The organism is Paenibacillus sp. FSL K6-1566, assembly GCF_038050475.1.
Taxonomy (GTDB): domain Bacteria; phylum Bacillota; class Bacilli; order Paenibacillales; family Paenibacillaceae; genus Paenibacillus_AQ; species Paenibacillus_AQ lactis.
In genome coordinates, this window is record NZ_JBBOSR010000001.1 from 2242950 (window position 1) to 2263424 (window position 20475).

Genomic DNA, 20475 nt, shown 5'->3' on the forward strand with positions numbered 1-20475 from the left:
ATGATAATTTAACCCGAAGTGAGGTTTTTTCAATGAGCGAACACAAACACGAACACGGAGATGCTTGCGGCTGCGGTCACGATCATGACCACGACCATGATCATGAGGAGTTTGTGCTTACATTGACGGATGAGCAGGGCAAAGAAGTGGAAATGGTTCTCGTAGAAACCTTTGATGTGGGCGAGAAGCTTTATGCACTGCTGCTTGAGCGCGACAATCCGGAAGCGGACGGCGTCATCCTGCGTATGGAAGAAGAGAACGAGGAAATGGTTCTTTACAATATCGAGGACGAAGCGGAATGGAACGAAGTAGAGGCCGCTTATAACGAGCTGGTCGCTGCAGCGAATCAGGAATAATATCCGCATAGGAGCAAGAAAGCAGGCTGCCTCTGGGAGATCTCCCGGAAGCGGCCTGTTTTTGCGTTCGATAAAGGAACCGGATTTCATCCTGGTATGCGCCGCTCTATGCGTTCACTCCATCAGGTTAGTGATAAGTATTTGTGCCACACCTCCAGATTACAGTATCGTTAATGGCCGCCCTTTCTTGCGAAGACGACCTCCGTCACGATCGGCAAATGATCTGATGCCTCTGTGTGGATGACACGCTGGTTTGCGTGCGAAACGCCGGGAGAGGTTAAAATATAGTCAATCGTCACCGACGGGTTGCGAACCGGAAAAGTATAGGCGTCCTCGATGCCTTGGAAGCTGTCGACGAATAAGCCGCTGTTCAGCAATAGCCCAACTTCCTCGCTTGCAGGCTCGGCGTTCAGATCACCAAGCAGCAGGGCCGGACCATCGGAGGCGGAGGTCGAAGCGAGATCGACGATTTCCTGCGCCTGCGCCAAACGGCTCGTTACATCAAGGCCAAGGTGCGTGTTATATACATTGACATGGACTCCTCGTACATTGATCACGGCATGCAATACACCGCGTTGCTCCTTGCCGAAGCTGCTAAGCCATACGTTTTCGGACTTCAGGATCGGATATTTGCTAAGAATCGCGGTTCCGTACTGACGGTTCTCAGTCTGTCCTTCGGCTGGAGCCAAATCCAGGTTTGCCCCGTAAGCATAATGATAGCCAAGCAATTCAGCCAATTCTTTGGCTTGATCCTGGAAGCCGCTTCGCTCCCCATAGAACCGGTCCACTTCCTGCAGACCGACGATGTCCGCTCCGGCATCCCGGATGACTCCTGCAATCCGTTCGAGACTTAATTGATTATCCAGGCCGACGCCATGGTGGATGTTGTACGACATAACGGTTGCCGGCACCTTGCCTCCATATCCGTTGTCCGCGGCCTGAGCGCCGAATGGAAGCATGGACATAAGCAGCAGGGCAGTGAAGAGCGAAACTACTTGTTTTTTCATCAACAAATCTCCCTTCTATGAATAGATGCTGGAAGAACAAATAACCATGATATGGATGGATGAAGCGGTTCCAAACTTATTATACATCGCTACTGTAAATGCCGGATGAAATTGGATAGAGGGAGGGGAAAATTGAGGAGAAGGACATAGCCTTCCGTTAAGCAAAGCCCTCGGGTGATTCAAACGGCCAGTGTCATTAGCCCGTGTTATTTGCAAAAAGGAGAGACTATGGTCCCTGATCACGCTGGTTAAATGGATGGTAAAGGACAAAAACCCGGAGCAAACCTGCTCCGGGTTAGACTAGCGTAAAATAAGTTTCATTAGAAGATCGGATCGGCTTCTACAATAACCTTAACATTCTGAATGCTGCGGTCCTCAGGGCCTTTCACCGGGAGTCCGACCTCGACGTGATCGATAATGTAGTCGATGTTTTCCTGGGAAATAACTTCACCCGGCAGCAGGATCGGGATTCCCGGCGGATAGACATAAATAAATTCGGCGATGATCCGTCCGGCCGATTCTTTAAATGGAATGATCTCGGTGTCCCCGTAGAAGGCATCGCGCGGGATAAGCGACAGCTGCGGAATCTCCGGTGTCTTCACAACAAGCTCATTGATTTCATTCACATGAATATATTCGTTGGACAGCTCGCGCAGAGCGGTCAGCAGCGTATCGATCGTATCCCGGTTATCCCCCGGGGTAATGAGGCACAGGATGTTGTACATATCGCTGAGCTCTACTTCGATATTATAATGATCGCGGAGCCAGTTCTCGGTCTCGTACCCGGTAATGCCCAGATGGCGGACATGGATCGTCAGCTTGGTCGGGTCATAGGAGTAAGTCGCCTCGCTGCCCAGAATTTCATCCCCGAAGCAATATAGCCCCTCAATCTCGTTGATCTGACGACGGGCATACTGTGCGAGCTCGATCGTTCTCGCAGCCATTTCCTTCCCGTGCAGCGCCAAATTGCGGCGTGACGTATCCAGCGATGCAAGCAGGATATAGGAGGTCGAGGTCGTCGTCAGCATGCTGATGATGGTCTGCACCCGATACGGATTAATATAGCCGTTCTTCGTGTTGACGTTCAGCACCGAGCTTTGCGTCATGGAGCCGCCGAGCTTATGGACGCTGGTCGCAGCCATGTCGGCGCCTGCTTCCATAGCGGACATCGGAAGCTCTTCATGGAAATGGATCAGCACGCCATGTGCTTCGTCCACCAGAACCGGCACGTTGTAGCTGTGGGCAAGATCGACAATTTCCTTCAGATTGGCGCTGACGCCGAAATAGGTCGGGTTGATGACTAAGACGGCTTTGGCGTCCGGATGGCGCTTCAGTGCTTTGCGCACCGAGCTGATCGTAATCCCGTGGTCGATCCCGACGTTGGGGTCCTGAGCCGGGGATACGAATACGGGCTTGGCCCCGGTGAAAATGATGGCGGACAAAACGGATTTATGCACGTTGCGGGGAACGATAATTTTATCCCCCGGGGCACATACGGACATGATCATGGTCATGATCGCCCCGCTTGTCCCCTGTACGCTAAAAAACGTATGGTCCGCGCCAAAGGCGTCGGCGGCCAGCTTCTGGGCCTCTTCGATCACGCCGGTAGGCTGATGCAGATCGTCCAGCGGCGCAATGTTGATCAGATCTATGGAAAGGGCGTTATCCCCTATAAACTCTCGAAACTCGGCATCGGTGCCTAAGCCCTTCTTATGCCCCGGAATGTGAAATTGAACCGGGTTTTTGGCCGCGTGTTCCTTGAGTGCGGTGAAGAGCGGTGTACGGCTATGGTCCATTGACGCTGTCACAACCTTTCCTTATGTGTATGGTTAATATTTGTCGGTTACTGCTTTTATATAAGCAAAATTGAGTATAGCAAAATGGGGGGGGAATGCAAGAAATTTTCAAGCACGAAAAAAAGAGCTGCTCAAGCAGCCCTTTCAAATGATGATCCTGCGATCAAAACGACATTTTGTAAAGCGGCAGAAGCGTCTCGAAGGTCTCCTGGACCTTCTCCAGCAGCTTGTCCCCGCTCAGCTTGACCGCTTCCTCGCGCGGGATGCGAAGTCCGCACATCACTTCAGCCTTCTTGACCTCCTTCAGCTTATGAATAAGCTTCTCGAAGTCGCCTTGGCTCATCGCTTGATGGGGCGTTCCCTCGGGGTTCATATGGTCCATAGACCAATAGAAATGACCCGGCAGCGCTTTGATCGTCTTCTTCAGCTTCGCTTCAAGGTTGGCTGCGAACACGGCTTTGTTCGGGCTTTCGTAAATGATCGCAAAAATAACAAACAGATGCGTGCCGAAGAGACCCACTTCAAAATGAGGGAGCGCTTTGTAGCCGCGCTTATTGGCAGCCCAGGCGACCCATGTATCGATCGGGGGGTTAACCTTGCGTCTGGCATGCTTCGCAACATGAACGAACATGTCCTCGCCTGCGAGAGCGGAAACAAGGGGGGCCAGCTCCGCTCCGATCAACTCCAGCTTTGGCCGAACGTGCTCGATGAGCGCTTCCATTCGAGCTTCGAGCCCAGGGACGGAGAATACGTCGAAATCTTGATCGTTAAATCCTGTGAACGCTGTTGTCATCTATGTGAAATCCTCCTGTTAAGTATCTTCATATGACCTATACTAGCTCTTTCCAATACCTTATTATACCATAGCTGACCCGTACTTCCCGCATGATGGGCATAAGCTTCACTGTAATTTCATCTGGGGAAAAATAGTCAATAAACCAAGTTACCGTTACATAAGATGGAGTATAAGATATAGATAAGACAACGTCAAAAAGCTGTGCAAGAGGGGGAATCTTCACCGTCGTTTTGTGATCGGTAGTAAACCGGAGGAGGGAGTGCCGTGAATAAGAGCGAGGAAGTGGAGTATTGCAACCTGGAGCTCCGGTTTGATCGCCGGCATATCCAGGACCTGATCAAGGAACTGATCCAAGAAGGATACTCACTGTATTGGAGCGAGAATGAGTCGCAGTTTATCATATCAATCCGGACAGGACGCAAGCTGGTAAAGCTTCGGTTTCAGCGCACAGGCAGCGGGTTTAAACTGGTCGGCGATTACATGATCCGGGATCCGAGGCTGGCGGAATGGATGGAGAAGCTGATCGAGAATACCCGAGGGCACGCTGTCGTCAAACGCTTCAAGGACCGGCAAATTTTAATCGAAAATATACTGTTCGGCGAAGTTATCCGCCTTGTGGAGATTACGGGCTATCGCCAGCGCGTCCTGTTCCAGAAGGGGACGCCGATGACAGAGCAGGAAATGATGCGATTATTCGAATCGGACGAAGGGGAACGAAGACTGCTGCTGTGCAGGCTGGAGACCGATGATGAGCTGGAGAAGCTGTATGAAGCGATGCAAGCGGGCGACAAGGAGAAGATCATGAGCTGCAAGCAGAGATTGAAGGAGCTTGCCTTAGAGCTGATGAGGCTTGAGTGGTAAGTCCCATTTTCATAGTTCCATGCCAAAAGCACGAACAACACTCCGAGTCAAAAGGGGTGTTTTCGCGCGCGTTCGCAGGTGATCCCCTTGAAGCCGGCGATCGACGTTTTTGTTACAGGGGTTCACTTCTCCACAGAAAAACGTTAAAATGAGAATAATGTAATCATCCCGATAGGGATTGGGTTGCTTATAAAATATACTGGAGTAAAGGATGGAGAACCAGATGTCAAAACAACAAATCGGTGTCATCGGCCTTGCTGTCATGGGTAAAAACCTGGCCTTGAACATCGAAAGCAAAGGTTTTACCGTTTCTGTATATAACCGCTCTCCGCAAAAAACGGAGGACATGCTGAAGGAAACCGTCGGCAAGCAGGTTAAAGGCACCTATTCGATCGAGGAATTCGTGGATTCCCTTGAGAAGCCCCGCAAAATTCTGATTATGGTTCAAGCCGGACAAGCTACGGATGCTACCATCGAGCAGCTGATCCCGCACTTGGACAAAGGCGATATCATTATCGACGGCGGTAACGCCTACTTCCCGGACACGCAGCGCCGCAGCAAGGAATTGGCCGAGAAAGGCTTTAACTTCATCGGTGCTGGGGTATCCGGCGGCGAAGAAGGCGCCCTGAAAGGTCCATCGATCATGCCTGGCGGACAAGAAAGTGCATACAAGCTGGTTGAGCCGATCCTGACGGCCATTTCCGCTAAAGTGAACGATGAACCTTGCTGTACATATATCGGTCCTGACGGTGCCGGACATTATGTGAAGATGGTTCACAACGGCATCGAGTATGGAGATATGCAGCTGATTTGTGAAGCATACCAATTGCTGAAAGACGTGCTTGGTCTGAATGCGAAGGATCTTCATGAAATCTTCACGGAATGGAATAAAGGCGAGCTCGACAGCTATCTGATCGAGATTACCGCCGACATTTTCTCCAAATACGACGAAGAAACAGGCAAGCCGATGGTGGATGTCATCCTGGATACAGCCGGACAAAAAGGCACGGGCAAATGGACAAGCCAAAGCTCCCTGGATCTTGGCGTGCCGCTCTCTATGATTACGGAATCCGTATTCTCCCGCTTCCTTTCCGCGATGAAGGACGAGCGCGTTGCGGCAAGCAAAATTTTGAATGGTCCGAAAACCGCTCCATTCGACGGCGACAAAGCGGAATTTATCGAAAATGTCCGCAAAGCGCTGTTCGCAAGCAAAATCGTATCTTACGCGCAAGGCTTCGCTCAGCTCCGCGTTGCATCCGATGAGTACGGCTGGAATCTGCAGTACGGCAATCTTGCTAAAATCTGGCGCGGCGGCTGCATTATCCGCTCCCGCTTCCTGCAGAACATCACGGACGCTTATGAGAACAATCCGGAGCTGAAGAACCTTCTGCTCGATCCGTTCTTCAAAGAAATTATCGAATCGTACCAAGATGCATGGCGTAAAGTCGTGGCATCCGCGGTATCGCTCGGTATTCCTGTTCCTGGCTTCTCCAGTGCGCTGGCTTACTACGACAGCTACCGTACGGCGAACCTTCCGGCGAACCTGCTTCAGGCTCAGCGCGATTACTTCGGGGCGCATACGTTCAAGCGTGTAGACAAGGAAGGAACGTTCCACTACAACTGGATGGAGTAATTGTCCATGGCAAGATGAGCTTGTCGTCTCACCAGGAGGAGGTCAATTCCCCTCCTCCGCCGGAGGGAGAAGCTGAGGTTTGCGGACCGGAGAGGGGGCTAACGCCTCCTGCAGCTCCGAAAGTCCGTGCATGGCCTCCAGCAGGCAAGTGCGAATGTCGCCGCTTTGGGCGTGGACATGGCTTCCGCTTCCAAACAGGAGCAGTGCGGCTTCGCAATAGCTGTAGAAGTTTTGCAGCAATCGTGGCTTTGAAAGATCCAGCAGGGCTGGATCCTTCGAAGCCACTTTTTTTTGTACAAAATGCAGCACCCAAACCACATCCTCTCTGCATAGAGGATAGGAGGGATCGAGGATCCGGCGGATACGCAAGGGCGCCGAGGCGATCGAGGAACGGTGATCGGACATATGGACGCGGTTCCTCCTTTCTTTCATTCTTGTATTCTTCCATTTCAGTATATGATCCGGATGTCCAAACTAGACTTTCTGTTAGATTTATCAGTTACCCTTACTAAAGCGGCGTGTTGTTCAGTAAGCCAGTAAGCCAGTAAGTCAGATCCATTGTCGAAAGTTTTCGGGCTATGGTATGATATGAACAACTTTATAGTGAAGCAGCAAATGGGGTGTAGCATTGAATACAAGGAGCGGGAACATCATCTTGATCGGGATGATGGGAACGGGGAAGTCAACCGTAGGGCGTCTCGTCGCCGATCATCTGAACTATTCGCTGGTCGATCTTGATGCCGAGATTGAGAGAATGGCCGGTAAAAGCATTCCGGATATATTCGCAGCGGACGGAGAGGGCTGTTTCCGGGATATCGAGACGGCGGCGCTTCGCGAGGTGCTGCATCGGACGAGCCAGATCATCGCGACCGGAGGGGGAGCGGTGCTCCGTCCCGAGAATTGCGAGGCGATGAAGCGGGGAGGCTGGGTCGTCGCATTGACGGCGGATGCCGATACGATTGTGGAACGGGTCCGGGGCGATGCCAACCGGCCGCTGCTTGCGGGCAATGTAGAGGAGCGAGTGCAGAGCATCCTAATGGAAAGAGCCGATAAATATCGTTTTGCCGATCTGATGGTGGATACCGCAGGGCTGACGGCGGATGAAGTCGCGGCTGAGATTTTAATGCATTACCGCGGCTAAGATGATCAGTGCTGGTCGGATGATAAAGAGCCTGTTCCAGGGAAAATGTGAACTGTTCTAGCGGGAGAGACAACAAGGCGGGGGAAACTGTAGCTTCCCCCGCCTTCCTGCAGACAATGAGCGGCTACTCCTCTTCATGCCACTGAAGCATGCCGCCTTTCAGGTTGATCACATTATGAATTCCTTGATGGCTCAGAAATTCGCACACATGCTGGCTGCGTCCGCCGCTGCGGCATATAATGACGACCTCTTCATTTCGAGGGATCTCATCGAGCCTGGCGGGGATTTCGCCCATCGGGATATGCTTGGCGCCGTTGATCATGCCGGCTGCCACTTCCTCGTCTTCCCGGACATCGATCATGTACACTTGCTCGCCGTTGTGAAGACGGCGTCTAAGCTCAGAAGTTTCCATCTGGGGAATCGGTTTCATCAGTTGACCTCTTTTCTGCAAAATGATAACGTCCCGAGCAAACGGGCCGCCGGAAAATTTAAAAGTGATATGAACAATGATAACCAAGCGGCGATTTCTCTGTCAATCGACTGCCTTAGGATCATTTGGAAAACAGCGTACAAGCGCTATACTATATACAAGGAGAGATACATATTATGGATATCATTGTAAGGCCTACTCCCAAACTACAAGGCGAGATCGGGGCGTTGTCGTCCAAAAACTACACGACGCGCTACCTGCTTGCAGCCGCGCTGGCCGAAGGAACGAGCACGGTTTATTATCCGGCTCACAGCGAGGACAGCGATGCGATGAGACGCTGCATCCAAGATCTTGGAGCCGTCCTCGAGGAGGACGATGAGAAGGCGGTCATTACCGGCTTCGGCAAATCGCCGCGAAACGTGAAGGAATTGAATGTAGGGAATGCCGGAGCGGTGCTGCGTTTCTTAATGGGCGTAGCGGCTTTGTCCGAAGAGGTTACGTTTGTAAACACATATCCGGAATCGCTAGGGAAGCGTCCGCATGATGACTTGATCGATGCGCTCGGGCAACTGGGCGTACAGGTGGAGCATAATGACGGGAAGCTGCCGATCACGATTCGCGGAGGCAGCCCGAAGGGCGGACGCATTACCGTCTCCGGCGAGGTCAGCTCGCAGTATTTGAGCGCCCTGCTGTTCCTGACGCCGCTGCTTACCGAGGACAGCGAGATTACGGTGACCGGGGATCTGAAGTCGAAGGTGGTTGTCGGTCAGACGCTGGAAGTGCTGGAGCAGGCCGGGATTATGATCCATGCGGACGAGGACTACATGTTCTTCCGGGTTCCGGGCGGCCAGTCCTACAAAGCGCAGATCTACACGGTTCAAGGCGACTATCCGGGTTCCGCCGCAGTCCTTGCCGCAGCAGCAGTAACGGAATCGGACGTAACGATCCGCAACCTCGCGGAGGACAGCAAGCAAGGGGAGCGCGCGATCATCGACGTGCTCCGCATGATGCAGGTTCCTCTTACGCACGAGAACGGCAATGTGCGCGTCCAAGGGAACGGGCGGCTCAAAGCGCTGGAATTTGACGGGGACACGGCGACGGACGCGGTGCTGGCGATGGTGGCGGCCGCCGTGTTTGCTGAAGGCACCTCCCGTTTTTACAATGTTGAGAATCTTCGGTACAAGGAATGTGACCGAATTACGGATTATTTGACGGAGCTGCGAAAGGCAGGCGCTAATGTGGAAGAACGTCAAGCTGAGATTATCGTTCACGGCCGTCCGGAAGGCGTCGAGGGCGGTGTCGAAATTAATGCCCACTATGATCACCGCGTAATTATGGCTTTGACGGTGGTGGGGCTTCGCTCCAAGCAGCCGCTGCGAATTCGGGACGCGCATCATGTCGCCAAATCCTACCCGCAGTATTTCGATCATCTGAAGGCGCTTGGGGCCGATGTGGAATGGGTAAAATAAGGGTAGCAAAGAGCCATTCGAAAAACTCCGAAAGGTGGTAACCATCCCATGGCATTTGAAAATCCGAGCCGCGAGCAAATTGCGGATATCTTGAAAAATGCAGGCAACATCGCCGTAGTCGGCCTGTCCGACCGCCCGGACCGCACTTCCCATATGGTAGCTGCGGCTATGCAAAGCCGGGGGTACCGGATCATTCCGGTAAATCCCGGAGCAGACGAAATTCTTGGGGAGAAATGCTATCCTTCCTTGAAGGACATACCGGAGCCTGTAACGATCGTGAATGTATTCCGGCGGAGCGAATATTGCGCCGACGTGGCACGGGAAGCTGCAGAGATCGGCGCCAAAGTGCTCTGGCTGCAGCAGGGCATCATCAGCGAGGAGGCGGCAGCGATCGCCGAGGAGAACGGCATGATCGCGGTCATGGACCGCTGCATTAAGGTAGAGGATTCGATCGCCCTGCGCGGCAAATAATTTTTTTATTTCGAGTGGATGGAAGAAGGGCAAGTCTTGCGAGAGAGTAACCGGCAGTCAAGGATGCGGCACAATCGCGAATCCTGATTGTTTTTGGTTCAATCAAGCAGGACTTGCTTTTTCGTGTGGGGGTGAGGTTTTCTTTTTGACAAAAAGAGGTGGAACGCTTACCATCAAGGATAGAAAGGAGGGCTCGCCTTGAATTGGTTGGGATCGTTGCAGCAGCTGGGCAGAGCCGTTATGCTCCCTACAATGGCGCTTCCGGCCGCAGCTCTCCTGCTTAGCGTGGGCAGTCTGCCGTGGGCGGCCTGGGGCTTCGGAACTTTGGGCGAGATTGCCCAAGCGGCGGGACACGGCGTGTTTTATTATATGCCGTATTTATTTGCCATCGGGGTTGCCTGGGGGCTCTCGAACCAGGGAGGGCCTGCAGGTCTTGCGGCTCTGGCCGGCATGTTTATATATGATCAGGTGATTTCCCGTCTGGGGGATGGAGGCGTTCAGCCCTCCACCTTGATCGGGATCATTTTTGGTGTGCTATCCGGATATGTCTATAACCGCTTCAAGCATATTAAATTGCCTGAGGCGATCCAATTCTTCGGAGGATCCCGCTTCGTGCTGTTGTTCATGGGGCTGTTCTCCGCCGTGTTCGCATGGTTCATGCTGGGGATGGCTCCGATCGTGCAGCGCGGTCTGGACTCCTTCTACGAGCTGACGGTGCATATGGGCGCTTTCGGTTTGTTCCTGTACGGCATCCTGTACCGGGTGCTAACGGCATTCGGCCTGCACCATTTGCTGAATAATGTATATTGGTTCCAGCTTGGAACGTACGAGACCAGTGACGGCACGATTGTTCAGGGGGATCTGCCGCGGTTCTTCGCCGGCGATCCGACGGCAGGCGATTTCATGGCCGGACTGTTTCCGATCATGATGTTTGCGCTGCCGGCTATCGCATTCGCAATCATCCAGGAGGCGCGCGAGGATTTAAAGCCGAAGGTAAAGAAAACGTTTATGCGTTCGGCCCTCGTCTGTTTTTTGACCGGGGTATCGGAGCAGATCGAGTTCGCGTTTTTATTCGCCTCTCCTTATCTGTATGTGCTGCACGCACTGATGGCGGGCTTCGCCATGGTGCTTACGTACATGTTTGATATCCATCACGGCTTTTCGTATTCGGCAGGCTTCATCGACTATGTGCTCAACTACCACCTGTCACAGAATGCCTGGATGATCATACCGATCGGCATCGTATACGGGCTGGTCTATTATTTTCTGTTCCGCTGGGCGATTCGCACCTTCGAAATTCCGACGCCGGGGCGCGAGGAAGGCTCGGCTCTGGAAGGACGGGCCGGAGATATTCCGTATCAGGCGCCGCTCATTCTGGAAGCGCTGGGGGGCAAGGACAATATTGTTCAGGTGCAGTCCTGCATGACCCGGTTAAGATTGACCGTGTATAATGACCGCCAGATCGATTCCGACGCGCTCAAGCTGCTTGGCTCGGCAGGCATTATCAAGCTTGGCGGGGGCAATGTGCAAGTGGTGTTCGGGACCTACTCCGAGCTGATCCGCGAGGAAATTAACAAGCTGATGCAGCAGGATCTGCCGCGGGTGCTGTTCAGCGCTCCGGTACAAGGACGCATGCTGCCGATTGACGAAGTGCCGGACGATATTTTCGCTGCCAAGCTGGTTGGCAACGGGGTGGCATTTATACCCGAGAAGGGGGAGCTCGTCTCTCCGGTATACGGTACGGTGATGCATGTGTATCCGACGATGCATGCCATCGGGATATCCACCCCGGATGGTCTTGAGGTGTTGATCCATATCGGCATCGATACCTCCCAGCTGAAAGGGCCGTTTACGGCTGTCGTCAGCGAAGGGGATACGGTCGAGCCCGGCCAGCTGCTGGTCAAATTCGACCTGGCGTATCTGAAGGCGCACGCCGCATCGCTGGCTACGCCGATGGTGATCACGAATCCGGATAAGGTCAGATCCTGGAGCTATGCTCCGTTCAAATCGGTCAAGAAAGGACAGTCATCCGTCATGTCCGTCGTATTAAATGAGAGTAACGCTGGGGGTAGAGAAACATGATACAAGGCATTGGCGCAGCAACAGGCGTAGCGATCGGAAAGGCTTTCGTATTGCCGCATTGGGAGCTGGATCTTCCGGATTCCGAATTGGACGCCGTCGATTTGGCCAAAGAGTTCGAGCGTCTATATGAAGGCATACGAACCTCCAAGAACGAAATCGAATACATCAAGAATGAATTCAAAGAAATGGTGGGGCACGAGGAGTCGCAAATATTTGACGCGCATCTGGCCATCCTGGACGATCCGGTGTTCATGAACGAAATCCAAGGGATCATCGAACGTCAGTACAAGGCGGCCGAAGTGGCGGTTAAAGAGGCGATTGACCATTTTGTCTCCATGTTCGATTTGCTTGACGACGAATACATGAAGGAACGGGCGCTGGATATCAAGGATGTAGGCAACCGGCTGCTGAAGCATCTGCTCGGTGCGCCGGAGGTTAAGCTGCCTTCCGACACGCAGCCTTATATCCTGGTTGCCAAGGAGCTCTCGCCGTCCCAGCTGGTTCATCTCAATCCGTCCCATGTTCTCGGGATTGTCACCTTGAACGGGGGCAAAACCTCCCATTCTGCAATTATGGCCCGTGCCCTCGGCATCCCGATGGTATCCGGCATCGAGAACAAGCTGGAGAAGCCGATCCAGACCGGTGAGCTGCTTATTGTGGATGGGGATGCAGGGCATCTTTACCTTGAACCGGATCCGCTGACTTTGGAGCGTTATGAAGGCATTCGCGACGAGCAGCGGAAGCGTAAAGAGCAGCTCCAGCTGCTGGCCACGGTGGATGCCGTCACCAAAGACGGGACGTTCTTTAACCTGGCTGCCAACATGAGCTCGGTGAAGGAGCTTGATATCGCTCTGCAGAACGGGGCTAAAGGAGTGGGCTTGTTCCGGACGGAATTTCTGTATATGGACCGCCACAGCTTCCCGACGGAGGAGGAGCAGTTCGAGGTCTACCGTCATGTTGTGGAGAAGGCCGGGCAGTCCTCCGTCGTCATTCGCACCTTTGATATCGGCGGTGACAAGCAGCTTGATTATTTCTCGCTGCCGGAGGAGGATAATCCGTTCCTGGGCTACCGCGCCATCCGGATCTGCCTGGATCGCACGGAGCTGTTTCAAACCCAGCTGGCTGCGATTCTTCGGGCCAGCGCCTTCGGCAATGTCAAAATCATGTATCCGATGATTTCGTCGGTCGAAGAGATCCGTCAGGCCAACGGGATTCTCCATCAAGCGATGGCGGATCTTGACCGCCGTGGCATCGCTTATGATCCGAATATCAAAGTAGGCATCATGATCGAAGTGCCGGCAGCGGTGGCCATTGCGGATCTGTTGGCGGAGGAAGCGGACTTCTTCAGCATCGGCACGAATGATTTGGTTCAATATGTGTTGGCCGTGGACCGGATGAACGAGCAGATCGCCCATATGTACCATCCGTTTCATCCGGCTGTCTTGCGCATGCTCCGGACGACGGTTGAAGCGGCGCATCAGGCGGGGATTCCGGTCAGCGTATGCGGGGAGCTTGCCGGAGATGAGCGGGCGATCCCAATCTGGCTGGAGCTGGGCGTTAAAGACCTCAGCATGTCGCCGCAATCGCTGCTGCGCGTGAAGCACCGTATTCTGAATACCAATGCGGCGGAGGCGAAGAAGGAGGCGGCTGCCTGCTTCAAGCTGCGGACCAACACGGCTGTGGAGGAACGGCTGAATGCATTTGCCGAGCGATGCAGCTTTGCAAGCGGAGGCAGCGGCACCGACAGTTCGGCTTCATAGGAGCTTCCCTGCACGTTGTCCGGCTCTATCGTGCGACTCTTTTTTCAAAGGACAAGCTATAACGGACATACGGAAACCTTAGGGCATAGGGAGCGTAGTCCAGGATATAGAAGCAAATGGAGTCATTAGAGCATATCCGATCAAAACGAGTATATCGCGGCTATAATAATCAAAAGCCGCCTGTTTCATGCGATTTTCAAGAAGGGAATCGCATTCGAAACAGGCGGCTTTAGTGTTTAGGGATAGATGGACGAAGCTTACCCGCGTTCGGCGAGCGCATCGCAAAAGGCCTTGCCGTATGGCGGCAAATCCGGCGGGCGGCGGGCGGATATGATGTGGCCGTCAGTCACGACCGCTTCATCCTTCCAGATCGCGCCGGCGTTCTCCATATCATCCCGGATCCCCGGCGTGGACGTGACGGTGACGCCGTTTAATATTTTGGCAGAAATGAGGACCCAGCCCGCATGGCAGATCTGGCCGATCGGTTTCTTGGCCGCATGCATTTCCTGAACCAGCTGGAGCACTTTTCCATAACGGCGCAGCTTGTCCGGCGCCCATCCGCCCGGTACGAGGATTCCGTCGTAATCGCTGCTGTCCAGCTCATCGAAACCGTATTCGGCTGTGGCAGGCACGCCATATTTGCCGATATACGTTTTTCCTTTTTCGGCACCGGCAAGATGGACCTCGGCCCCTTCCTCACGAACCCGGTATACCGGGTACCATAATTCCAGATCCTCGAATTCTTCATCCACAAGCGCAATGACTTTTTTTCCTGATAGTCTTGTCATCGTTATAAGCTCCTTTCCCGTGTGCACCTCTTGACTTCAGCACAGGCTGCGATCTCTTCATCATTGTAACAAAGATCGGCTGAGGTTTCATGGAAACCATCACGTCCGCACACCGATTAAGAAATCGGATACATATTTGGTAAATAAAGCATTATCACATTTTTGAAGGAATCTCTGGTATGATAGTCGAATAGAACTAATTTAGGTGACAGATTTGTGACAATAGAGTTTGAAAAAGATTATGTTGTTAGATTTGGGGTGGGCGATTTGTTCAAAACCTGTAACTGCGGACAATCGATGAGGTTGGAACTGCGAAAGCTGATTCATGAAAAAAGGATCCGAATATGCCATGTACCAGTATACTCCTGCCAGGCCTGCAAGAAGTATGAGCTGCTTCCACTGATTAAACCGCATCTGCTTCGATATATTGCATCACTGGGCCATGGCGCCGAGAGACTAAGGGTTTCGTTCGCGGACGTTAATGAAGCGGCTTACGTTCTGCGGGAGGTGTTCCGTACATACGTGGATGAATCAACGGTGGATGAAGAGGACCAAGAGCTGCAAGCACGCTGCAGGGAGGCTTTTGACGAAAGGATCAATATGCTGCTGGACCTGTTTTGCTGTGCGCAAGGAATGAAGGATGAGGAGTGGATGAAGCAAATCGAGGGACGTTTGGAGCAACTTAGCGCTTTGAAAACGCTGATTCCTGAAAATTCAGGCTATTTCGCCAGATAATTTTCAGAAAATTTTCGTGGTTGTTGGATTTTTCACGCACTTTTTGTTAGGATAGAGGGTAGGAACTTCAATACAATGATAGGGAATGTATATCCTACGGCGTCGTTGTCGAAAATGACTACTATTAAACAATTACGCGCCGCGCTTGATTCTACGGATAGAAGACCCTTGCTATTGTTCAAGCATAGTACCGGATGCCCAATTGTGTGCGTGAATCTACGGGAAGCGGAGGCAGTCTTGCTTTAGCGTCCCAGCGGGCAGCATGGCTATGTTTTGACTAGGCCACCCGCGATCCGTCCGGTATCGTATCAGGCAGCAGAGGATCTTGGCATCCGACATGAATCGCCTCAAGTTCAAGTTATACTTGTGTAGAAGGAGCGCCAGTCTGGCATACATCCATTCCCATATTACGACTGAAGCGCTGACCACCCGATTGAAACGGCATGAATTGCCGTGTCATTGCATGAAGCAGTAATTTGTCGTATCATAAATTCAATTGGTATTGAACGAATGAAAATCTATTGGCAATGGAGAGAAGGAATTTGACGGTAACCATTTACGATGTTGCGCGCGAAGCAGGCGTTTCCATGGCGACGGTATCCCGGGTTGTTAACAATAACCCGAACGTAAAGCCTCAGACCCGGAAGAAAGTTTACGAAGCGATTGAACGTTTGGGATATCGTCCGAATGCGGTAGCCAGAGGCCTGGCGAGCAAGAAGACGACAACCGTAGGCGTTGTAATCCCTGATATTTCGAACTCGATCTTTGCGGAAATTGCCCGCGGTATCGAGGATATTGCGAATATGTACCACTATAATATCATCTTGTGTAATGCCGATAAGCGGAAGGAGAAGGAGATCCGCGTCATTAACACCTTGCTCGAGAAGCAAGTGGACGGGCTCCTGTTCATGGGCGGAACCGTGACGGACGAGCATATCCAGGCGTTCCAGACCTCCGCTGTTCCGATTGTCCTGTGTGCCACCAGCGATGAGAAGGGCTCCTATCCGTCGGTAGATATCGACCATGAGCAGGCTGCATTTGATGCGGTGAACACCTTGATCCGGCACGGACATCGTGAGATCGCGATGATCAGCGGCACCCTTCAGGATCCAGCGAACGGCTATGCCCGCTTCCAGGGATACAAGAAGGCGCTGGAAGCTGCCGGTATCGAATATCAAGAGGATTTGGTCCGTATCGGCAACTATCGCTATGAATCCGGCGTTGAAGCGATGAAATATTTCCTCGGGCTGAAGAAGAAGCCGACGGCTATTTTTGCGGCTACCGATGAGATGGCGATCGGCGCCATCCACAGCATCCAGGATGAAGGCTACAAGGTTCCGGATGATTTCTCGATCATCAGCGTGGACAATATCCGTATGGCCTCCATGGTTCGTCCTCAGCTGACAACCGTGGCTCAACCGATGTATGATCTTGGTGCGGTGGCGATGCGGCTGCTGACCAAACTGATGAAAAAGGAAAATGTGGAGAATCCACGCGTGATTTTGCCGCACGAGACGATTCTGCGTCTGTCGGTAAGCCATGTAAACGAGTAGGCTTGAAATGGATGCATCGGATCGAAGCATCCATAAATTTGAAAAAAAGCTCCTGAAATCAAGGGGCTTTTTTCTGCTGAAAGCATTTTCGAATATCATTTGCGGAGGGGTACAGGAATGTCAACACAGGTAATCGGCCTGATCGGGGCCATGGACGAAGAAATCGAATTGCTGCTGCAGCAGCTGGAGAATAAGGATACAACGGTGAAAGCAGGCGTTTCCTATGCCGCCGGGACCATTCACGGCAAGCAGGTGGTCGTATGCAAGAGCGGCGTCGGCAAGGTGAACGCTGCGGTTACAACCCAAATCTTAATCGATGCCTTTGGCGTGTCGAAGATTGTGTTTACCGGTGTTGCCGGTGCCCTCCACCCGGAGCTTAACATAGGCGATATCGTCATTTCGTCCTCATGCATGCAGCATGATATGGATGTGACGCCGCTCGGTTATTCGAAAGGGGTCATCCCTTACCAGGAGGTGTCCGATTTCCCGGCGGATCAAGCGCTGATAACGCTTGCCGAGGAAGCGTGCAAGGAGCTGGCGGGCGGGCATTATATCGTCGGCAAAGTCCTGTCCGGCGACCAGTTTATCGCAAGCCGGGATACCGTGCAGATGCTGTACAGCGAGCTTAACGGGGCGTGTGCGGAAATGGAGGGCTCTGCGGTAGCTCAAGTATGCCACATGAATGCGGTGCCGTATGTTGTCATTAGATCGATGTCGGACAAAGCCGACGGCTCGGCCCACGTCAATTTCCCGGAGTTTACGGTGAAAGCTTCCAAGCGATCCCACGAGATTGTAAATCATATGCTGTCGAGGCTTTAAGAAGCGTGAGGTCTCTTAGCTTAGGCTAGGATGAACGCAGCGGACCTGCCCGCAGAATCAATATCCCCGAGGGTAAGCCCCCGGGGATATATTGGTTTCTTAGTACATAAAGCGCTGCCTGAAGCGAATGCGGTCGAACTGCTCCTGCGATGACAGCGGGACTTGTCGGCCGATCCTTACCATAAGACAGTTGGCAGGATGGGAGCATATTTCCGGATCGTCGGTCGCGTACCATTCCATATCCACTACCTTCATCAGCCGTTCCATCATTTTGCGGTAGTCCCATACGTTCAAGCCGCTCCCCTTAAGATCCCAATGCCAGTAATATTCGGTCGTAAATACGATATACCGCTCCATCTGGTCTTCCTCGAATGCGGTTTTGATCATCTGCTGGCCGAGGCCCATCGAGCGATAGTCACTAGCGACTTCGATCGCCCCCAGCTCAATTAAATCTTCCATCTTCCCTTCAGACCACCGTTCTTGCTCATCGGGGTAATGGAAGGTTACATATCCTACAATCCTATCGCGGTCCCGCGTGATAATAATTCTGCCCTCGGGGAGGCCTGCAATTTCCACCAATGCCTCATGCTGCTCCGCAGGACGGCGAAACGCCTTTAGATCAGGGTGCATCGTAAGCTTGGATAACTGCTCGGGAGGTACAGGTCCTTCGATGATCAGGCGGCGGTCTTCAGGAAACAAAACATGAGACTGGTAAAGCTTGCAGTGTTCCATCCGTTACGCTCCTTTCATTTCCATACCCTACTTATAGCAAAAAAATAAAAAAATGAAAAGCAATGACAGGAAAACATAACATATGATATAATCACTTCGACATAAAACCTTCACAATTATAACATTGACAACAGGAGTTGGCTTAACGAATCCCTAGGGTTAATTGCTCGATAATCGGAGGCAACGTGACGACCCGCCGCAAGCGCAATGTGCAACTTCCAATGTTTCATTCAATTCAATTTGAAAGCGCTGTCCACCAGGACGAGACTGATTTGAGAATGAGGAGGATGTTATGATGAATCAGACGCATAGCGAAATTTTACCAAGTGAAGTCTCGCATTCCAATATGAAGAGCTACGAGGAAGCACGTTCCGAGTTTTCATGGGATACGATCGAGAGACATTTTACATGGTACGAGACGGGGAAAGTCAACATGGCTTATGAAGCCATCGACCGTCATGTAGCGGAGGGAAAAGGGGATAAGATCGCGCTTTTGTACAGCGATGCGACAAGAGACGAAGCGATTACCTATTCCGAGATGAAAGAGCAGTCCGACAAATTTGGCAATGTACTTCGTAAGTACGGGATCGGAAAAGGCGACAGAGTCTTTATTTTCATGCCGCGGAGCCCGGAGCTCTACGCGAGTCTGCTGGGAATTCTCAAGGTCGGCGCCGTAGTAGGGCCATTGTTCGAAGCCTTTATGGAGACGGCGGTGAAGGACCGGCTGGAGGACAGCGGTGCCGTAGCCTTGGTCACGACGCCTGCCCTTCTGCCGCGCGTAAAGCGTGACGAGCTGCCTGAGCTGAAGCATATCTTCGTGGTTGGGGATCTGGAGGAAGAGGATCCGCAGCTGATCTCTTATTTCCGGGAGATGGAATCCGCGTCCAGTGAGCTCGAGCTCGAGTGGCTGGAGCGGGAAGACGGATTGATCATGCATTATACTTCGGGCTCGACGGGGAAACCAAAGGGCGTCTATCATGTGCAGAATGCCATGATTCAGCATTATTATACCGGCAAGGTCGTTCTGGATCTGAGAGAAGACGATATATACTGGTGTACGGCTGACCCGGGCTGGGTAACAGGTACCTCGTACGGCATTTTTGCACCGTGGCTGCACGGCGTTACGAATGTGATCCGCGGCGGCCGGTTCAGTCCGCAGGACTGGTACGGCACGCTGGAGAAGAACAAGGTGACGGTGTGGTACAGCGCCCCGACCGCCTTTCGGATGCTCATGGGAGCAGGTTCGGATCTCATCGACCAATTCGACCTGAGCCATCTGCGGCACGTATTGTCCGTAGGAGAGCCGCTGAACCCTGAGGTGGTACGGTGGGGCTATAAAGCTTACAAGCAGCGGATACACGATACATGGTGGATGACCGAGACCGGCGGGCAGCTGATCTGCAACTATCCGAGCATGGCGATCAAGCCGGGATCCATGGGGCGTCCGCTTCCAGGCATTACAGCCGCGATTCTGGATGATCAGGGGAACGAGGTTGCTCCATATACGATGGGCAATCTGGCCATCAAGACGCCTTGGCCGTCCATGATGAGAAAGGTCTGGAACAACCCGGCCAAGTATGAAGAATACTTCCGCATTCCGGGCTGGTATATCTCCGGCGATACGGCGTATATGGACGAAGAAGGCTACTTCTGGTTCCAAGGCCGAATCGATGATGTCATCAATTCTTCCGGCGAGCGCATCGGGCCGTTCGAGGTCGAGAGCAAGCTGGTTGAGCATCCGGCCGTAGCGGAGGCGGGCGTCATCGGGAAGCCGGACGTAACCCGCGGCGAAATCATTAAAGCGTTTATCTCCCTGCGCGAAGGATATACGCCTTCCCAGGAGCTTAAGGATGAAATCTACCGTTTTGTAAAAGAGGGACTGTCCGCTCATGCCGCTCCGCGCGAGATTGAGTTTAAGGATAAGCTGCCGAAGACACGGTCAGGCAAAATTATGCGCCGGGTACTGAAAGCCTGGGAGCTGGATCTGCCGACCGGGGATTTGTCCACCATCGAGGATTAATAACCTAACCTTATGCACAAGCAAGC

Annotated in this window: 19 protein-coding genes; 12 read left to right on the forward strand and 7 right to left on the reverse strand. The window is 52.7% G+C overall.

The annotated features are described in order from the left end of the window. Positions 1-32 precede the first annotated feature (32 nt). Entirely contained in the window at positions 33-356 is a 324-nt protein-coding gene (locus NST08_RS09625; protein ID WP_007129602.1) for a DUF1292 domain-containing protein, read from the forward strand. 170 nt (positions 357-526) lie between these two features. Here the strand turns inward: NST08_RS09625 and NST08_RS09630 are convergent, their stop codons facing one another. The 3 genes from NST08_RS09630 to NST08_RS09640 all read right to left on the reverse strand — a co-directional run bounded on the left by NST08_RS09630 (position 527) and on the right by NST08_RS09640 (position 3952). Continuing rightward, complete coding sequence (locus tag NST08_RS09630; protein WP_007129603.1) at positions 527-1363, reverse strand: endonuclease/exonuclease/phosphatase family protein; 837 nt, start codon at positions 1361-1363, stop codon at positions 527-529. 320 nt (positions 1364-1683) lie between these two features. Beyond that, positions 1684-3159: an aminotransferase class I/II-fold pyridoxal phosphate-dependent enzyme gene (locus NST08_RS09635; RefSeq protein WP_040738464.1), complete on the reverse strand. Its 1476-nt coding sequence runs from the start codon at positions 3157-3159 to the stop codon at positions 1684-1686. A gap of 163 nt (positions 3160-3322) precedes the next feature. Continuing rightward, the gene (locus tag NST08_RS09640) at positions 3323-3952 is read right to left on the reverse strand and encodes a YktB family protein (RefSeq protein ID WP_341033935.1); all 630 of its coding nucleotides are present in this window, start codon (positions 3950-3952) and stop codon (positions 3323-3325) included. A 267-nt stretch (positions 3953-4219) separates the two neighbouring features. Between NST08_RS09640 and NST08_RS09645 the strand changes: the two genes are divergently transcribed. Further along, complete coding sequence (locus NST08_RS09645) at positions 4220-4816, forward strand: hypothetical protein (RefSeq protein ID WP_007129606.1); 597 nt, start codon at positions 4220-4222, stop codon at positions 4814-4816. A 223-nt stretch (positions 4817-5039) separates the two neighbouring features. Beyond that, entirely contained in the window at positions 5040-6449 is a 1410-nt protein-coding gene (gene gndA / locus NST08_RS09650; RefSeq protein ID WP_028405207.1) for an NADP-dependent phosphogluconate dehydrogenase, read from the forward strand. 42 nt (positions 6450-6491) lie between these two features. Here gndA and NST08_RS09655 read toward each other — a convergent pair whose 3' ends face one another. Then, positions 6492-6854 carry a hypothetical protein gene (locus NST08_RS09655; protein ID WP_007129608.1) on the reverse strand — a complete coding sequence of 121 codons (363 nt, stop codon included), beginning with the start codon at positions 6852-6854 and terminating at the stop codon, positions 6492-6494. A gap of 223 nt (positions 6855-7077) precedes the next feature. Here NST08_RS09655 and NST08_RS09660 point away from each other — a divergent pair, with 223 nt between their 5' ends. Further along, positions 7078-7590 (forward strand): shikimate kinase, encoded by a 513-nt coding sequence (locus NST08_RS09660; protein WP_028405209.1) that lies wholly within the window; start codon positions 7078-7080, stop codon positions 7588-7590. Between the two features lie 124 nt (positions 7591-7714). Here the strand turns inward: NST08_RS09660 and NST08_RS09665 are convergent, their stop codons facing one another. Next, entirely contained in the window at positions 7715-8020 is a 306-nt protein-coding gene (locus tag NST08_RS09665) for a rhodanese-like domain-containing protein (RefSeq protein WP_007129610.1), read from the reverse strand. Between the two features lie 176 nt (positions 8021-8196). On the opposite strand from NST08_RS09665, the gene aroA reads away from it, so the two are divergent. From aroA to ptsP, 4 genes are all read left to right on the forward strand, one after another. Continuing rightward, positions 8197-9489 (forward strand): 3-phosphoshikimate 1-carboxyvinyltransferase, encoded by a 1293-nt coding sequence (gene aroA, locus NST08_RS09670; protein WP_007129611.1) that lies wholly within the window; start codon positions 8197-8199, stop codon positions 9487-9489. A gap of 48 nt (positions 9490-9537) precedes the next feature. Continuing rightward, entirely contained in the window at positions 9538-9960 is a 423-nt protein-coding gene (locus NST08_RS09675) for a CoA-binding protein (protein WP_007129612.1), read from the forward strand. A gap of 198 nt (positions 9961-10158) precedes the next feature. After that, positions 10159-12042, forward strand: coding sequence for a glucose PTS transporter subunit IIA (locus NST08_RS09680; protein WP_007129613.1), 1884 nt, complete (start codon positions 10159-10161; stop codon positions 12040-12042). Further along, positions 12039-13802 carry a phosphoenolpyruvate--protein phosphotransferase gene (gene ptsP, locus NST08_RS09685; protein ID WP_007129614.1) on the forward strand — a complete coding sequence of 588 codons (1764 nt, stop codon included), beginning with the start codon at positions 12039-12041 and terminating at the stop codon, positions 13800-13802. Before NST08_RS09680 ends, ptsP begins: the two co-directional genes overlap by 4 nt. A gap of 257 nt (positions 13803-14059) precedes the next feature. Here ptsP and NST08_RS09690 read toward each other — a convergent pair whose 3' ends face one another. After that, a complete protein-coding gene (locus tag NST08_RS09690; RefSeq protein ID WP_210095533.1) occupies positions 14060-14590 on the reverse strand; it encodes a type 1 glutamine amidotransferase domain-containing protein in 531 nt (176 codons plus the stop codon). 297 nt (positions 14591-14887) lie between these two features. On the opposite strand from NST08_RS09690, the gene NST08_RS09695 reads away from it, so the two are divergent. From NST08_RS09695 to NST08_RS09710, 3 genes are all read left to right on the forward strand, one after another. Further along, the gene (locus NST08_RS09695; RefSeq protein ID WP_244152689.1) at positions 14888-15325 is read left to right on the forward strand and encodes a hypothetical protein; all 438 of its coding nucleotides are present in this window, start codon (positions 14888-14890) and stop codon (positions 15323-15325) included. A gap of 542 nt (positions 15326-15867) precedes the next feature. After that, the gene (gene ccpA / locus NST08_RS09705; protein WP_007129617.1) at positions 15868-16878 is read left to right on the forward strand and encodes a catabolite control protein A; all 1011 of its coding nucleotides are present in this window, start codon (positions 15868-15870) and stop codon (positions 16876-16878) included. Positions 16879-16995: 117 nt separating this feature from the next. After that, positions 16996-17697: a 5'-methylthioadenosine/adenosylhomocysteine nucleosidase gene (locus NST08_RS09710; protein WP_210095532.1), complete on the forward strand. Its 702-nt coding sequence runs from the start codon at positions 16996-16998 to the stop codon at positions 17695-17697. A gap of 99 nt (positions 17698-17796) precedes the next feature. On the opposite strand, the gene NST08_RS09715 is transcribed toward NST08_RS09710, so the two are convergent. Beyond that, positions 17797-18429 carry a GNAT family N-acetyltransferase gene (locus NST08_RS09715; protein WP_007129620.1) on the reverse strand — a complete coding sequence of 211 codons (633 nt, stop codon included), beginning with the start codon at positions 18427-18429 and terminating at the stop codon, positions 17797-17799. Between the two features lie 295 nt (positions 18430-18724). Here NST08_RS09715 and acsA point away from each other — a divergent pair, with 295 nt between their 5' ends. Next, complete coding sequence (acsA, locus tag NST08_RS09720) at positions 18725-20449, forward strand: acetate--CoA ligase (RefSeq protein ID WP_028405213.1); 1725 nt, start codon at positions 18725-18727, stop codon at positions 20447-20449. Positions 20450-20475: the final 26 nt, after the last annotated feature.

Bases quoted from the DNA above. Each gene is read 5' to 3' on its own strand.
- NST08_RS09630 (WP_007129603.1), bottom strand. From the start codon at position 1,363: ATGAAAAAACAAGTAGTTTCGCTCTTCACTGCCCTGCTGCTTATGTCC.
- acsA (WP_028405213.1), top strand. From the start codon at position 18,725: ATGAATCAGACGCATAGCGAAATTTTACCAAGTGAAGTCTCGCATTCC.
- NST08_RS09655 (WP_007129608.1), bottom strand. From the start codon at position 6,854: ATGTCCGATCACCGTTCCTCGATCGCCTCGGCGCCCTTGCGTATCCGC.
- gndA (WP_028405207.1), top strand. From the start codon at position 5,040: ATGTCAAAACAACAAATCGGTGTCATCGGCCTTGCTGTCATGGGTAAA.
- NST08_RS09675 (WP_007129612.1), top strand. From the start codon at position 9,538: ATGGCATTTGAAAATCCGAGCCGCGAGCAAATTGCGGATATCTTGAAA.
- NST08_RS09690 (WP_210095533.1), bottom strand. From the start codon at position 14,590: ATGACAAGACTATCAGGAAAAAAAGTCATTGCGCTTGTGGATGAAGAA.
- NST08_RS09710 (WP_210095532.1), top strand. From the start codon at position 16,996: ATGTCAACACAGGTAATCGGCCTGATCGGGGCCATGGACGAAGAAATC.
- NST08_RS09635 (WP_040738464.1), bottom strand. From the start codon at position 3,159: ATGGACCATAGCCGTACACCGCTCTTCACCGCACTCAAGGAACACGCG.
- NST08_RS09695 (WP_244152689.1), top strand. From the start codon at position 14,888: ATGAGGTTGGAACTGCGAAAGCTGATTCATGAAAAAAGGATCCGAATA.
- NST08_RS09715 (WP_007129620.1), bottom strand. From the start codon at position 18,429: ATGGAACACTGCAAGCTTTACCAGTCTCATGTTTTGTTTCCTGAAGAC.
- NST08_RS09625 (WP_007129602.1), top strand. From the start codon at position 33: ATGAGCGAACACAAACACGAACACGGAGATGCTTGCGGCTGCGGTCAC.
- NST08_RS09640 (WP_341033935.1), bottom strand. From the start codon at position 3,952: ATGACAACAGCGTTCACAGGATTTAACGATCAAGATTTCGACGTATTC.
- ptsP (WP_007129614.1), top strand. From the start codon at position 12,039: ATGATACAAGGCATTGGCGCAGCAACAGGCGTAGCGATCGGAAAGGCT.
- NST08_RS09665 (WP_007129610.1), bottom strand. From the start codon at position 8,020: ATGAAACCGATTCCCCAGATGGAAACTTCTGAGCTTAGACGCCGTCTT.
- aroA (WP_007129611.1), top strand. From the start codon at position 8,197: ATGGATATCATTGTAAGGCCTACTCCCAAACTACAAGGCGAGATCGGG.